This is a genomic window from Pseudomonas sp. S60 (genome assembly GCF_016647865.1).
Lineage (GTDB): Bacteria > Pseudomonadota > Gammaproteobacteria > Pseudomonadales > Pseudomonadaceae > Aquipseudomonas > Aquipseudomonas parafulva.
The window spans coordinates 154,965-168,556 of record NZ_JACVVH010000002.1 but is presented as its reverse complement, the minus strand read 5'-3'; the positions used below and the strand labels follow the sequence as shown (position 1 = coordinate 168,556).

13 protein-coding genes are annotated in these 13,592 nt (G+C 63.7%); 5 read left to right on the top strand and 8 right to left on the bottom strand.

Annotated features, from left to right (window positions below; all coding sequences use genetic code 11):
- Nucleotide 1: 1 nt before the first annotated feature.
- Nucleotides 2–1,201 carry a CaiB/BaiF CoA transferase family protein gene (locus IAE33_RS01775; protein ID WP_201161856.1) on the bottom strand — a complete coding sequence of 400 codons (1,200 nt, stop codon included), beginning with the start codon at nucleotides 1,199–1,201 and terminating at the stop codon, nucleotides 2–4.
- A gap of 133 nt (nucleotides 1,202–1,334) precedes the next feature.
- Here IAE33_RS01775 and IAE33_RS01770 point away from each other — a divergent pair, with 133 nt between their 5' ends.
- The 3 genes from IAE33_RS01770 (at nucleotide 1,335) to IAE33_RS01760 (ending at nucleotide 4,908) form a co-directional block, all read left to right on the top strand.
- Nucleotides 1,335–1,877, top strand: coding sequence for a YaeQ family protein (locus IAE33_RS01770; protein WP_028634855.1), 543 nt, complete (start codon nucleotides 1,335–1,337; stop codon nucleotides 1,875–1,877).
- An 8-nt stretch (nucleotides 1,878–1,885) separates the two neighbouring features.
- Nucleotides 1,886–3,595 carry a single-stranded-DNA-specific exonuclease RecJ gene (recJ, locus tag IAE33_RS01765; RefSeq protein ID WP_028634856.1) on the top strand — a complete coding sequence of 570 codons (1,710 nt, stop codon included), beginning with the start codon at nucleotides 1,886–1,888 and terminating at the stop codon, nucleotides 3,593–3,595.
- A gap of 206 nt (nucleotides 3,596–3,801) precedes the next feature.
- Nucleotides 3,802–4,908, top strand: coding sequence for an NADH:flavin oxidoreductase/NADH oxidase (locus IAE33_RS01760; RefSeq protein ID WP_201161855.1), 1,107 nt, complete (start codon nucleotides 3,802–3,804; stop codon nucleotides 4,906–4,908).
- Between the two features lie 32 nt (nucleotides 4,909–4,940).
- On the opposite strand, the gene IAE33_RS01755 is transcribed toward IAE33_RS01760, so the two are convergent.
- The 7 genes from IAE33_RS01755 to ydcS form a co-directional block, all read right to left on the bottom strand.
- Nucleotides 4,941–5,273 carry a type II toxin-antitoxin system HicB family antitoxin gene (locus IAE33_RS01755; protein WP_201161854.1) on the bottom strand — a complete coding sequence of 111 codons (333 nt, stop codon included), beginning with the start codon at nucleotides 5,271–5,273 and terminating at the stop codon, nucleotides 4,941–4,943.
- Nucleotides 5,270–5,524: a type II toxin-antitoxin system HicA family toxin gene (locus tag IAE33_RS01750; RefSeq protein WP_201161853.1), complete on the bottom strand. Its 255-nt coding sequence runs from the start codon at nucleotides 5,522–5,524 to the stop codon at nucleotides 5,270–5,272. Before IAE33_RS01750 ends, IAE33_RS01755 begins: the two co-directional genes overlap by 4 nt.
- A gap of 125 nt (nucleotides 5,525–5,649) precedes the next feature.
- A complete protein-coding gene (locus tag IAE33_RS01745) occupies nucleotides 5,650–7,074 on the bottom strand; it encodes a gamma-aminobutyraldehyde dehydrogenase (RefSeq protein WP_201161852.1) in 1,425 nt (474 codons plus the stop codon).
- Nucleotides 7,075–7,090: 16 nt separating this feature from the next.
- The gene (locus IAE33_RS01740) at nucleotides 7,091–7,897 is read right to left on the bottom strand and encodes an ABC transporter permease (RefSeq protein ID WP_201161851.1); all 807 of its coding nucleotides are present in this window, start codon (nucleotides 7,895–7,897) and stop codon (nucleotides 7,091–7,093) included.
- A complete protein-coding gene (locus IAE33_RS01735) occupies nucleotides 7,887–8,798 on the bottom strand; it encodes an ABC transporter permease (protein ID WP_201161850.1) in 912 nt (303 codons plus the stop codon). The genes IAE33_RS01740 and IAE33_RS01735 overlap by 11 nt, the downstream gene beginning before the upstream one ends.
- Before the next feature lies 1 nt (nucleotide 8,799).
- Nucleotides 8,800–9,831 carry an ABC transporter ATP-binding protein gene (locus IAE33_RS01730; RefSeq protein WP_201161849.1) on the bottom strand — a complete coding sequence of 344 codons (1,032 nt, stop codon included), beginning with the start codon at nucleotides 9,829–9,831 and terminating at the stop codon, nucleotides 8,800–8,802.
- A gap of 10 nt (nucleotides 9,832–9,841) precedes the next feature.
- A complete protein-coding gene (gene ydcS, locus IAE33_RS01725) occupies nucleotides 9,842–10,993 on the bottom strand; it encodes a putative ABC transporter substrate-binding protein YdcS (protein WP_201161848.1) in 1,152 nt (383 codons plus the stop codon).
- Between the two features lie 161 nt (nucleotides 10,994–11,154).
- On the opposite strand from ydcS, the gene IAE33_RS01720 reads away from it, so the two are divergent.
- Entirely contained in the window at nucleotides 11,155–11,841 is a 687-nt protein-coding gene (locus tag IAE33_RS01720) for a tellurite resistance TerB family protein (protein WP_028634864.1), read from the top strand.
- A 128-nt stretch (nucleotides 11,842–11,969) separates the two neighbouring features.
- Nucleotides 11,970–13,592, top strand: a complete 1,623-nt coding sequence (locus IAE33_RS01715) for a methyl-accepting chemotaxis protein (protein ID WP_201161847.1) — start codon at nucleotides 11,970–11,972, stop codon at nucleotides 13,590–13,592.

The following is a 13,592-nucleotide window of genomic DNA, read 5'->3' as shown; positions in this document are numbered from 1 at the left end:
ATCAGACCGCGCCTGCTTGGCGCAGGCCGGCGATGGCTACCGCGTCGTAGCCCAGCCGGGCAAGCACTGCATCAGTGTGTTCACCCAGGGCAGGGCCCACCCATTCGGCAGCGCCTGGGGTGTCCGACAGTTTCGGCACGATGCCCGGCATACGGAACGCCTTGCCGTCGGGCAGTTTGGCCTGCAGAAACATCTCGCGTGCCAGGTATTGCGGGTCGTTGAACATGTCTTCGGCCGAATAGATGCGGCTTGCCGGCACTTCGGCGGCAGTCAGCACCTGCATCAGCGTATTCAGGGGCAAGCCGTTGGCCCACCGGTCAATTACCCCATACAACTCATCGCGGCGCAGGTCGCGGCCATCATTGGTCGCCAATGCAGGGTCTTCGGCCAGGTCGTTACGGCCAATGGCCTGCATGAAGCGCTTGAAGATCGCATCGCCATTGGCGCCGATCTGCACGTGCTTGCCGTCTGCGCTGGTGTGGATGGAGGAGGGGGTGATGCCCGGCATGATGTTGCCGGTCCGCTCGCGGATAAAACCGAATACGTCGAATTCCGGCACCATGCTTTCCATCATGGCGAAAATGGCTTCGTACAGCGCAACATCCACGACCTGGCCTTCGCCGCCATTCACTTCGCGGTGGCGCAGGGCCATGAGCGCGCCGATCACGCCCCACAGTGCCGCGATCGAATCGCCAATCGAAATACCCGTGCGCACCGGCGGGCGGTCGTCGAAGCCAGTGATGTAGCGCAAGCCACCCATGGATTCACCCACCGCGCCAAAGCCTGGCTGGTCCTTCATCGGCCCGGTCTGGCCAAAGCCGGACAGGCGCACCATGACCAGCCGAGGGTTCAGCGCATGCAGCACATCCCAGCCCAGGCCGAGCTTTTCCAGTACGCCCGGGCGGAAGTTCTCGATGAGGATGTCTGCGTCGGCCAGCAGTTGCTTGAGAATATCGAGGCCCTGAGGGTGCTTCAGGTTCAGGGTGAGCGACTGCTTGTTGCGTGCCTGCACGAACCACCACAGCGACGTACCCTCATACAGCTTGCGCCATTTGCGCAGCGGGTCACCGCCATCGGGCGATTCCACCTTGATCACTTCGGCGCCGAATTCGGCGCAGATACGCGAGGCGAACGGCCCGGCGATCAGGGTGCCGAGCTCGACCACCTTGAGGCCGGCGAGGGGTTTGCTAGGCGTCGACATGGGGCATCCGTGGCAGCTGAAAACAGCCGTGGTTTTATCACAGCTCCTGAGCGGCAGATACTGCCGCGGCACAACAAGGTGCCGGATCGGTTAGACTGGGCACCTTTTATTTCGAGCAAGAAGCCCTGCGACCATGGCCCAGCCGTCCACCACCTACAAATTCGAACTGAACCTGACCGACCTCGACCGCAACGTCTACGAGAGCGTCAAGCAGACCATTGCACGGCACCCTTCGGAAACCGAAGAGCGCATGGCGGTTCGTTTGTTGGCGTACGCGCTGTGGTACAACGAGAACCTGGCATTCGGCCGTGGCCTCTCGGATGTAGACGAACCGGCGCTGTGGGAAAAAAGCCTGGACGACCGCGTGCTGCACTGGATCGAGGTGGGCCAGCCCGACGCCGAGCGCCTGACCTGGTGCTCGCGCCGTACCGAGCGCACCAGCCTGCTGGCCTACGGCAGCCTGCGCGTGTGGGAAGGCAAGGTGGTGGGCGCGGTCAAGAACCTGAAAAACCTCAGCATCGCCGCGGTGCCCCAGGAAGTGCTGGAAACCCTGGCCACCGACATGCCGCGCAGCATCAAATGGGATGTGATGATCAGTGAAGGCACGGTGTTTGTCACCGACGACCGTGGCCAACACGAAGTGCAGTTGCAGTGGCTGCTCGGGGAGCGTGGCTGAACCACCCCATGCGTATTGAACCTCGCCCGCTGCCGCCTGCCCTGCCTTTTCTCGGTAACCTGCCGCCGTTGCTCACCCGCCTGTACGCCGCCCGTGGCGTGCAGAGCGAGGCCGAGCTGGACAAGAGCCTGGCGCGCCTGTTGCCTTATCAGCAGCTCAAAGGCATCGAGGCCGGTGTCGATTTGCTGGTGCACGCCATCGACCAGCGCCAGCGTATTCTCATCGTCGGTGACTTCGATGCCGATGGCGCCACGGCCAGTACCGTCGGCGTGCTGGGCCTGCGCTTGCTGGGGGCCGCCCACGTCGATTACCTGGTGCCCAACCGCTTCGAGTACGGCTACGGGCTGACCCCGGAAATCGTTGAAGTGGCACTGCAACGCCAGCCTGAATTGCTGATCACGGTAGACAACGGCATTTCCAGTGTCGAGGGCGTCGCTGCCGCCAAAGCCGCTGGGCTGAAGGTACTGGTCACTGACCATCACCTGCCCGGTGAGCAGTTGCCAGAAGCCGATGCCATCATCAACCCCAACCAGCCCGGCTGCACGTTCCCCAGCAAGGCGCTGGCCGGTGTCGGGGTGATCTTCTATGTACTCATGGCCCTGCGTGCACGGTTGCGCAGCCTGGGGCGTTACGCAACGCAGCCGCAGCCCAACATCGGTGAACTGCTCGACCTGGTGGCGCTGGGCAGCGTGGCTGATGTGGTACCGCTGGATGCCAACAACCGCATCCTGGTTTACCAGGGCCTCGAGCGTATCCGCGCTGGCCGTGCCCGGCCGGGGTTGAAGGCCATTCTCGAAGTGGCCCGCCGCGACCACCGGCGCATCACCTCCACCGACCTGGGCTTCATCCTCGGCCCACGGCTGAACGCTGCGGGGCGCCTGGATGACATGAGCCTGGGTATCGAATGCCTGCTGTGCGAAGACGCGGCCCTGGCCCAGGACATGGCCCAACAGCTGGACGGCCTGAACCAGGACCGCAAGTCTATCGAACAGGGCATGCAGCGCGAGGCCCTGGCCCAACTGCGGGACCTGCCGGTGGAGTCGATGCCGTACGGGCTGTGCCTGTTCGATGCCGAGTGGCACCAGGGCGTTATCGGTATTCTCGCGTCACGCCTGAAGGAGCGCTACCACCGGCCTACCATCGCCTTCGCCGATGCGGGGGAGGGTGTGCTGAAGGGGTCTGCCCGTTCGGTTCCAGGCTTTCACATCCGCGATGCGCTGGATGCCGTTGCTGCCCGCCATCCGCAGCTGATCAGCAAGTTCGGCGGCCACGCCATGGCGGCTGGGCTGTCTCTGCCGGAGGGGAATTTCCCGGCGTTTGCCGAAGCGTTCGATGAAGAAGTACGGCGCCAGTTGTGTGAAGACGACCTCACCGGCCGTTTGTTGTCCGATGGCAGCCTGGCGGTAGAAGAGTTCCACCTGGACCTGGCCAAGGCCCTGCGCAATGCCGGCCCTTGGGGGCAGCATTTCCCCGAGCCGTTGTTCCATGGGGTGTTCCAACTGGTGGAGCAGCGCGTGGTGGGTGAGCGCCACTTGAAAGTGGTGCTCAAGAGCGAGTGTGGCACCGTGCGCCTGGACGGCATCGCCTTTGGCATTGACCGTGAGGTCTGGCCCAACCCGACCGTTCGCTGGGTGGAACTGGCCTACAAGCTGGACGTGAACGAGTTTCGTGGCAATGAAAGTGTGCAGTTGATGATCGCCCACATGGAGCCGCGCTGAGGGTTGCTGGGGGGCGTTGGTTTTTGAGGGGGCACGACCTGGAAAACGACATCCCTCTCAAGCCAGGCACCCATGACCACCCAAATCCCATGGAACCTACCCCCCACCCAATCTGGTCTAGTCTGAACATTGACCGGCATCGGGCCAAGGATCGATCTGCGAGTGCCCGAGCCGGATCACCCTAGGAGTCCTTGGGAGGTGCCCTCATGAGCCTGCTGCTCGAGCCTTACACCCTGCGTCAGTTGACCTTGCCAAACCGCATTGCGGTATCGCCGATGTGCCAGTATTCCTCTGTCGATGGCCTGGCCAACGACTGGCACCTTGTCCACCTGGGCAGCCGTGCCGTGGGCGGGGCGGGGCTGGTGTTCAGCGAAGCCGTGGCGGTCACGGCGGATGGCCGCATTACCGCCGAAGACCTCGGCCTGTGGAACGACGCCCAGATCCCCCCGCTGCAACGCATCACGCGTTTCATCACCGCCCAGGGCGCCGTGCCGGGTATTCAACTGGCCCATGCCGGGCGCAAGGCCAGCACTCACCGGCCGTGGTTGGGCAAGCACGGCAGCGTCAAACCTGAAGACGGTGGCTGGCAGCCCGTGGGGCCATCCCCCATTGCCTTTGACCCCGAGCATACCGCCCCCCGCGAACTGAGCCGCGATGAAATCCAGGGTGTGGTGGACGCGTTCGTCGCCGCTACCCAGCGTGCCCTGGAAGCGGGTTTCAAGGTCGTTGAGGTTCACGCCGCCCACGGTTACCTGCTGCACCAGTTCCTGTCACCGCTGAGCAACCAGCGCCAGGACGACTACGGCAGCTGTTTCGAAAACCGTATTCGCCTGACCCTGCAGGTCGTAGAGGCGGTGCGCAAGGTGTGGCCTGCGGAGCTGCCGCTGTTCGTAAGGGTGTCGGCCACCGACTGGGTGGAGGACGGCTGGAACCCGGACGAGACGGTCGAGTTGGCCCGCCGCCTGCGCGTGCTGGGCGTAGACCTGATCGACGTGTCATCTGGCGGTACCTCGAGCCATGCCGAAATCCCGACCGGCCCGGGTTACCAAACCCGCTTTGCCGAGCGCGTGCGCAAGGAATCGGAGATGGCAACCGGCACCGTCGGCATGATTACCGAACCCGCCCAGGCCGAACACATTCTGCGTACGGGCCAGGCCGATATCATCTTCCTCGCCCGTGAACTGCTGCGTGACCCATACTGGCCACTGCACGCCGATGACGACCTGGGCGGCAACAAGGCCACCTGGCCCGCCCAGTACCAGCGGGCCACCAGCCGTGCGAATCCGATTCATGAGTCGGACTTGCGTGATTGAGGTGCGGGGGCGGCACTGAGCCGCCATGGCGGTCAGGCGCAGGCCGCCCCGCTGAGGATGTCGATGACCCATTGATTGATGCTCTTCTGTGCCAGTTCGGCCTTGGCAGCCACGCTGGCATGAAGGGCGGGCTCAAGCCGCAGGCTCAGCTTGCCGGAATAGGTTTTCTGCGGCGCCCGGCCAAGGCGCTCACAGGTTTCCAGATAATCATCTACTGCCTCATGGAAGGCCTGGCGTAGCTCGCTGATGGATTCACCGTGAAAGCCAATCACATCTCGGATACCCGCGACGTGGCCGATCAGCAGTTGGTCTTCATCGCTGTATTCGATGCGTGCGGCGTAGCCGCGATAATTCATCACGTTCATGGCGTTACTCCTGCCTGCTCAAGAAACTGGCGGGCATCCCGTATCTGATAGGTTTTCGCGTGCCTGTCCGGGTGAGGGCGATGAAACGTCGCTACTACACCGTTAAGTTCGAAGCGCACACGCGAGCCACGCCCTTCAATGACTCGCGCACCTGCCGATACCAGCAGGGTTTCATTTCGCGCCCATTCCAGCGCCTTGGGCGTTGGTGTCTTCCACAGGTTTTCAAGCGTGGCTTTCTGTTGATTGTTCATGGTATCAGATTATGATACCAACGAAAGCCACTCAATGGATCACCTGTAGGAGGTGATCCATCGTTGTTGAAGGATATTTCTGAGCGTGGGGCCACGACACTACGTGGTCCTCAATGAACGGGCCCTCAGTGCTTGATCATCACATGCCGCACGCAGGTGTAATCCTCCAGCCCGTACATCGACATGTCCTTCCCATACCCTGAATGCTTCTGCCCGCCGTGGGGCATTTCGCTGACCAGCATGAAGTGGGTATTCACCCACGTGCAGCCATATTGCAGCCGCGCCGCCAGGCGGTGGGCGCGGCCGGTGTCGCGGGTCCACACGGATGAGGCAAGCCCGTAGTTGGAGTCGTTGGCCCATTCCAACGCCTGCGCCTCGTCAGTGAAGCGGGTGACCGACACCACTGGGCCGAACACCTCGTGGCGCACGATCTCGTCATCCTGCTGGGCATCGGCCAGCACCGTTGGCTCGAAGAAGAAGCCATCCCCGGCAACGACCTTGCCGCCCGTGACCAGGCGGATGTGCGGCTGCGCGATGGCGCGCTGGACCAGGCCGGCTACCTTGTCGCGGTGCTGGGCGCTGATCAGCGGGCCCAGCTCTGTACCCTCCGCATCCTGCAGACCCTGCTTGAGGCTGGCCACCGCCGCACCCAGGCGTTCGACGAAACGCTCGTAGATACCGTCCTGCACATACAGGCGGCAGGCCGCGGTGCAGTCCTGGCCGGCATTGTAGAAGCCGAACGTGCGGATGCCGTCGATGGCGGCGTCGATGTCGGCATCGTCGAACACCAGCACCGGGGCTTTGCCGCCCAGCTCCATATGGGTGCGTTTTACGCTGTCGGCGGTGGCACCGATGATGTGAGCCCCGGTGGCGATCGAGCCCGTCAGCGAAACCATGCGCACCAGCGGGTGAGTGACCAGCGGGTTGCCCACCGTCTGGCCGCGGCCAAACACAATGTTCAGCACCCCTGGTGGCAGCAGCGTCTTGGCCAGCTCACCCAGGCGCAAGGCCGTAAGCGGGGTCAGCTCCGATGGCTTGATCACCACGGTGTTACCCGCAGCGAGTGCCGGGGCGACCTTCCAGGCCAGCATCATCAACGGGTAGTTCCACGGCGCGATCGAGGCCACCACCCCCAGTGGGTCACGGCGGATCATCGACGTGTGGCCTGGCAGGTACTCGCCGGCAGCCAGGCCACCCAGGCAGCGTGCGGCACCGGCAAAATAGCGGAATACGTCGGCAATCGCGGGGATCTCGTCGTTGCGGGCAGCGCCCAGCGGTTTGCCGCAGTTCTGCGATTCCAGCCCGGCCAGCTCGTCACCGTTGGCCTCGATGGTATCTGCCAGTGCCAGCAGGGCCTGCGCGCGGTCCTTGGGGCAGGCCTGCGACCAACTGTCGAACGCCTGATGCGCGGCACGCACCGCGCTATCCACCTGGGCTTCGCTGGCTTCCTGGATTTGCGCCAGGGCTGTGCCCTTGGCAGGGTCCAGCACGGTCCAGGCCGGGCCTTCGCCGGCAACCAGCTGGCCATTGATCAGCATCTGGGTTTGCATGGGGGTTCCTCCGGGTTCATTTGCCGCTGCCCGCAACGGCGTCGCCGCCCCGGGTCAGGTAGTAGGCGCCAAGAATGGGCAGCATGGTCACCAGCATCACCAGCATGGCAACCACGTTGGTCACGGGTACGTCACGTGGGCGGCTGAGCTGGTTCAGTAGCCAGATGGGCAGGGTTCGCTCATGGCCCGCGGTGAAGGTGGTCACGATGATTTCGTCGAACGAGAGGGCAAAGGCCAGCATGCCGCCTGCCAGCAGCGCGGAGCCCAGGTTGGGCAGGATGATGTAGCGGAACGTCTGCCAACCGTCCGCGCCCAGGTCCATCGAGGCTTCTATCAGGCTTTGCGAGGTGCGCCGCAGGCGCGCGATCACATTGTTGTAGACGATCACCACGCAGAAGGTGGCGTGGCCGACCACGATGGTGAACACACCCGGTTCGATACCCAGGCTGCGGAACGCCGAAAGCAAGGCGATGCCGGTGATGATGCCGGGCAGGGCGATAGGCAGTATCAGCACCAGCGAAAGGCTTTCCTTGCCGAAAAAGCTGCGCCGGTACAGCGCCGCCGAAGCCAGCGTGCCAAGCACCAGCGCAATCAGCGTGGCCAGGCAGGCCACCTGCAGGGAGAGGCTGATTGCATCCAGCACGTCGGGCCTGGCCAGCGCCACGGTGAACCACTTCAGGGTCAGGCCCCGGGGCGGAAAGCTGAACGCTGCATCTTCGGTATTGAAGGCGTACAGCAGAATGATCAGGATGGGAAAGTGCAGGAACAGCAGCCCGCCCCAAGCGGCCAGGCGCAGGCCCCAGGGCGCCTTGTCAGAGTGCATCGAAGGCCCCCATGCGCTTGACCACAGCGAGGTAGAGGGCGATCAGCACAATGGGCACCAGGGTGAACGCCGCAGCCATGGGCATGTTGCCGATGGCACCCTGCTGGGCATAGACCATGCTGCCGATGAAGTAGCCGGGCGGGCCCACCAGCTGTGGCACGATGAAGTCGCCGAGGGTGAGCGAGAAGGTGAAGATCGAGCCGGCGGCGATGCCGGGTATCGACAGCGGCAGGGTCACCTGCATGAACGTTTGCAGCGGCCTTGCCCCCAGGTCGGCCGAGGCTTGCAGCAGCGACGGCGGCAGGCGCTCCAGCGCGGCCTGGATCGGCAGGATCATGAATGGCAGCCAGATATAGACGAACACCAGAAAACGCCCCAGGTGGGACGTGGACAACGTGCTGCCACCTACCCCCGGAATGCCCAGTATGGCCTGCAGCAGGCCGTCCAGAGCCAACTGCTGGGTGAACCACTGGGCCACGCCGCCCTTGGCCAGCAGCAGGGTCCATGCGTAGGTCTTGACGATGTAGCTGGCCCACATGGGCATCATCACTGCAATGTAGAAAAACGCCTTGGTCTTGCCGCGGGTGTAGCGGGCCATGTAATAGGCAATGGGGAAGGCCAGCACCGCACTTGCCAGTGATACGGCGACTGCCATGGTCACTGTGCGCACGATGATGTCGAAGTTGGACGGGTTGAACAGCGCTGCGAAATTGGCGAGGGTCAGCGTTGGCGTCACTGCCATGGTGAAGTCATCGAACGTGTAGAAGCCTTGCCACAGCAGGTTCAGCAGCGAGCCCAGGTAGATGGCACCGAACCACCCCAGCGGCGCAACCAGCAGCAGCGCCAGGTACAGGTTGGGGCGCTGGTACAGCACGTTGCACAAGGTGCGCAGTGGGGTCATGTCAGTACGCCTCGGTGTCCTGCAGCTGGGTCATGGCCTCTTGCGGCCAGTGCGCTTGCACGCGTTGCCCCGGCTGCCAGGCCTGGGGCATGGCCTGCCAGCTGTCATTGGCCTGGCTGACCGCCAGCAACTGGCCGCTGTCCAGCTGTACTTCGAAGCGCGTGGCACTGCCTTGGTACTGGATATCGCGCAACAAGCCTTCGACTTGAACGTGACGGCTGTCGGGCCCGGCGGCGCCCAGGCGGATGTGTTCGGGGCGGATGGAGAAGGGCGCAGGGCTGCCGCTGAGGGCTTCGGCCAGCGGGCCACGCACCACGTTGGAGGTGCCGACGAAGGACGCCACGAAGGGGGTGGCTGGGTTCAGGTAGAGGTTGCGCGGCGTGTCCACCTGTTCGATACGGCCACGGTTGAACACCGCCACCCGGTCGGACATCGACAGCGCCTCGGTCTGGTCATGGGTCACGAACACGAAGGTGATGCCCAGTTGCCGTTGCAGGTTCTTCAGCTCGACCTGCATCTGTTCACGCAGCTTGAGGTCCAGCGCCCCCAGCGGCTCGTCCAGCAGCAGCACCCGCGGGCGGTTGACCAACGCCCTGGCCAGCGCCACCCGCTGGCGTTGGCCGCCCGACAGCTGGGCAGGCTTGCGCGCGCCGTAACCGGCCAGGGCGACCATGGCCAGGGCGTTTTCGGCACGGCTATGGCGCTCGGCCTTGGGCGTGCCCTTTACCTTCAGGCCGTAGGCCACGTTGTCCAGCACGTTCATGTGCGGGAACAGGGCGTAGTCCTGGAAAACCGTATTGACGTCTCGCTGATACGGCGGCACGCCAGCGGCTTCCGCCCCATGGATGCGGATGGAACCGCTGCTGGGCTGTTCGAAGCCCGCTATCAACCGCAGGCACGTGGTCTTGCCAGAGCCCGAGGGCCCGAGCAGGGAGAAAAATTCCCCTTCGGCGATGTCGATGCTGACCTGGTCGACTGCCTTGACCTCGCCGAAGGTGCGGGAAACCTGGGTGAACTGGACGGCTAGGGGCATTCAGAAAACCTCAGCGTCCGCCCATGATCGCGATGTAGTCCTGGGTCCAGCGGCTGTAGGGTACGAACTTGCCGCCCTGCGCCTGTGGGGTTTTCCAGAAGGCAATCTTGTCGAAGTTATCGAAACCATTGGTCTTGCAGCCTTCAGCGCCCAGCAGCTGGCTGCCGGTGCAGGCGGCCGGTACGGCGGGTAACGAGCCGAACCAGGCGGCCACATCGCCCTGCACCTTGGGTTGCAGTGACCAGTCCATCCACTGGTAGGCGCAGTTGGGGTGCTTGGCCTCGGCGTGCAGCATGGTGGTGTCCGCCCAGCCGGTCGCACCCTCCTTGGGAATCGTCGAGGCGACTGGCTGGTTGTCGGCTTTCAGGCCGTTGACCATATAGCCCCATGAGCTTGAGGCGACCACGCCTTCGTTTTTCACGTCGCTCATCTGCACCGTGGCGTCATGCCAGTAACGATGCACCAGCGGATGCTGCTGGCGCAGCAGTTCCAGCACCGCCTGGTACTGCGGTTCGGTGAGTTCGTAGGGGTCGGCAATGCCCAGTTCGGACCTGGCTGATTTCAGGTACAGCGCGGCATCGGCGATGTAGATAGGCCCGTCGTACGCTTGCACGCGGCCTTTGTTGGGCTTGCCGTCAGGCAGGTCCTGCGGGACGAACACCACCCCCCAGGTAGTGGGCGGTTGGGGAAAAACACGGGTGTCGTAGAGCAGCACGTTGGGGCCCCATTGATAGGGTGTGCCATAGACCTGCTTGTCGACCACGTACCAGCCACCGTTCTGCAAGCGCGGGTCGATGTGCTTCCAGTTGGCAATCAGCGCGGTATTGATCGGCTGCACCCGCTTGCCGGCAATCAGGCGCAGCGAGGCATCACCCGAAGCGGTCACCAGGTCATAACCGCCCTTGGTCATCAGGCTGACCATTTCGTCCGAGGTGGCGGCGGTCTTGACGCTGACCTTGCAACCGGTCTGCTGCTCGAAACCGGTTACCCAGTCGTAGGCCTTGTCGCTTTCACCGCGCTCGATGTAGCCAGGCCAGGCGACGATGTCCAGGCGCCCTTCGCCCGGGCCCAGCGCCTTGAGCGGTTCGCCGGCCTGCAGGCCGGCGCTGGCGAGCAGGGCGGTCGACAAGGCGCCGAGCCATGCGGTCTTGTGCACTGACATGGTGTTCCCTCTTGTGGAGTTCTTGTTCGGGAGGTGCTGGCGATATCGAGTCTAGTTGGCTTTTTGCCGGTCAATGCAACATCCGGATGCAAATCCGCTGTGGCGAGTTGTAGGGCAAGTCTTACTCTGGCTGTTCATTTCCTTTATGTGGAGACGCACCGATGAATACTCGGGGCCTGCTGGATCAACTGCTCAAATCGGGTCAGCAACTGCTCGAAAAACAGGCTGGCGGTGGTAAGCCTGGGGCTGGCGCCGGTGGCCTGGGCGGGCTGCTGTCGGGCGCCGGCGGCGGGTTGCTGGGCGGGGGCGCGCTGGGGGTACTGCTGGGCAGCAAGAAGGCCCGCAAGTTCGGTGGCAAGGCCCTGACCTATGGTGGCCTGGCTGCGCTCGGTGTGCTGGCGTACAAAGCCTACGGCAACTGGCAGGCCAGCCAGCAGGGTGCTGCGGTGCAGCCGCAGACCGTAGACCGTGTGCCACCCGCTGAGGTGGAGCAGCACAGCCAGGCGGTGTTGCGGGCGCTGGTGGCAGCCGCAAAGTCCGACGGCCACGTGGACGACCGGGAGCGGGCGCTGATCGAAGGCGAGTTCACCCGCCTGGACAATGACGGCCAGCTGCAGCAATGGCTGCATGCGGAGCTGAACAAGCCGCTGGACCCGGCAGAAGTCGCCAGCGCCGCGCAAACGCCGGAAATAGCCGCAGAAATGTACCTGGCCAGCCTGATGATGGTCGACCAGGAAAACTTCATGGAGCGCGCCTACCTGGACGAACTGGCTCGCCGTCTGGGCCTGCAGCCGGGGCTGCGCGAAGAGCTTGAAAAGCAGGCCCGGCAGGCTGCCGCCCAGGCCTAGGCAACACGGCCGCCTCAGTGAGGTGGCATTTTGCGGCCACTGCCCGCATTTGAGCCGCAAAACTGTAGGGCGCCTGGGCTATACTTCGACGATTTTTCCCGCTCGTAGTGAATTCCTGAGGGCTGAATGTGAAGAACTGGACGTTGCGCCAACGGATCCTGGCAAGTTTTGCCGTGATCATCACCATCATGCTGTTGATGATCGTGGCAGCCTACTCGCGGTTGGTGACCATTGAGACTGCCGAGGAAGCGGTGGGCACCAACAACATTCCAGGCGTCTACTACAGCTCGATGATCCGCAGTGCGTGGGTGGACAGTTATGTCACCAGCCAGCAACTGGTGGGGCTTTCCGACCGCCGCGAACTGTCTTCGGCCGACCTCGAGCTGTTCAAAAGCTTCGAAGACCGGCTCAAGCAGCACATGGCCAGCTACCAGAGCACCATCCGTAGCGGTGAGGACCAGGCGCGCTTCGAGGCCTTCGTCCAGCTGGAGCAGACCTACGTCGGTGAAATCGGCCAGGTGCTCGATGCCTACCGCCAGCGCAACTACGCCGAGGCCCAGCGCCTGATCACCGACGTCCTGACCCCGACCTGGGTAGAGGGTCGCAAGCACCTGAACGAAGTGATCGAACAGAACCGCTTGTCTGCCGATGCGGCGACCCGCGAGATCGTCAGCGCCGTGGCCACCGCCAAAGGCAGCATGGTGGTGTCGCTGTTGATGGCCATTGCGGCCGCCGGCATTTGTGGGTGGCTGCTGCTGCGTGCCATCACCGCCCCCATGAAACAGATCGTCACCGCCCTGGACAAGCTGCGCTCGGGTGACCTGAGCATGCGCCTGAACCTGGCGCGCAAGGACGAATTCGGGGCCATCGAAGGCGGCTTCAACGAGATGGCGGAATCGCTGGCCAACCTTGTCGCCCAGGCTCAGCGCTCGTCGGTGCAGGTCACCACGTCGGTAACCGAAATCGCTGCCACCTCCAAGCAGCAGCAGGCCACGGCCACCGAGACGGCCGCCACTACCACCGAGATTGGTGCCACGTCCCGTGAAATTGCCGCCACCTCGCGTGACCTGGTGCGCACCATGACCGAGGTGACCTCCGCCGCCGACCAGGCATCGAGCCTGGCCGGTTCCGGCCAGCAGGGGCTGGCGCGCATGGAAGACACCATGCACCAGGTCATGGGGGCGGCCGATTTGGTCAACGCCAAGCTGGGCATTCTCAACGAGAAGGCCAGCAACATCACGCAAATGGTGGTGACCATCGTCAAGGTGGCCGACCAGACCAACCTGCTGTCGCTCAACGCCGCCATTGAGGCGGAAAAAGCCGGTGAATACGGCCGTGGTTTTGCGGTGGTAGCGACCGAAGTCCGGCGCTTGGCCGACCAGACAGCCGTCGCCACCTATGACATCGAGCAGATGGTGCGCGAGATCCAGTCGGCAGTGTCGGCTGGGGTCATGGGCATGGACAAGTTCTCCGAAGAAGTGCGCCGCGGCATGTTCGAAGTGCAGCAGGTGGGTGAGCAGCTCAGCCAGATCATTCACCAGGTGCAGGCCTTGGCACCCCGTGTGCTGATGGTCAACGAGGGCATGCAGGCCCAGGCCACGGGCGCCGAGCAGATCAACCAGGCACTGGCCCAGTTGAGCGATGCCAGCACCCAGACGGTGGAATCGCTGCGCCAGGCCAGCTTTGCCATCGATGAGCTGAGCCAGGTGGCGGCCGGCCTGCGCGGCGGCGTATCGCGCTTCAAAGTCTGA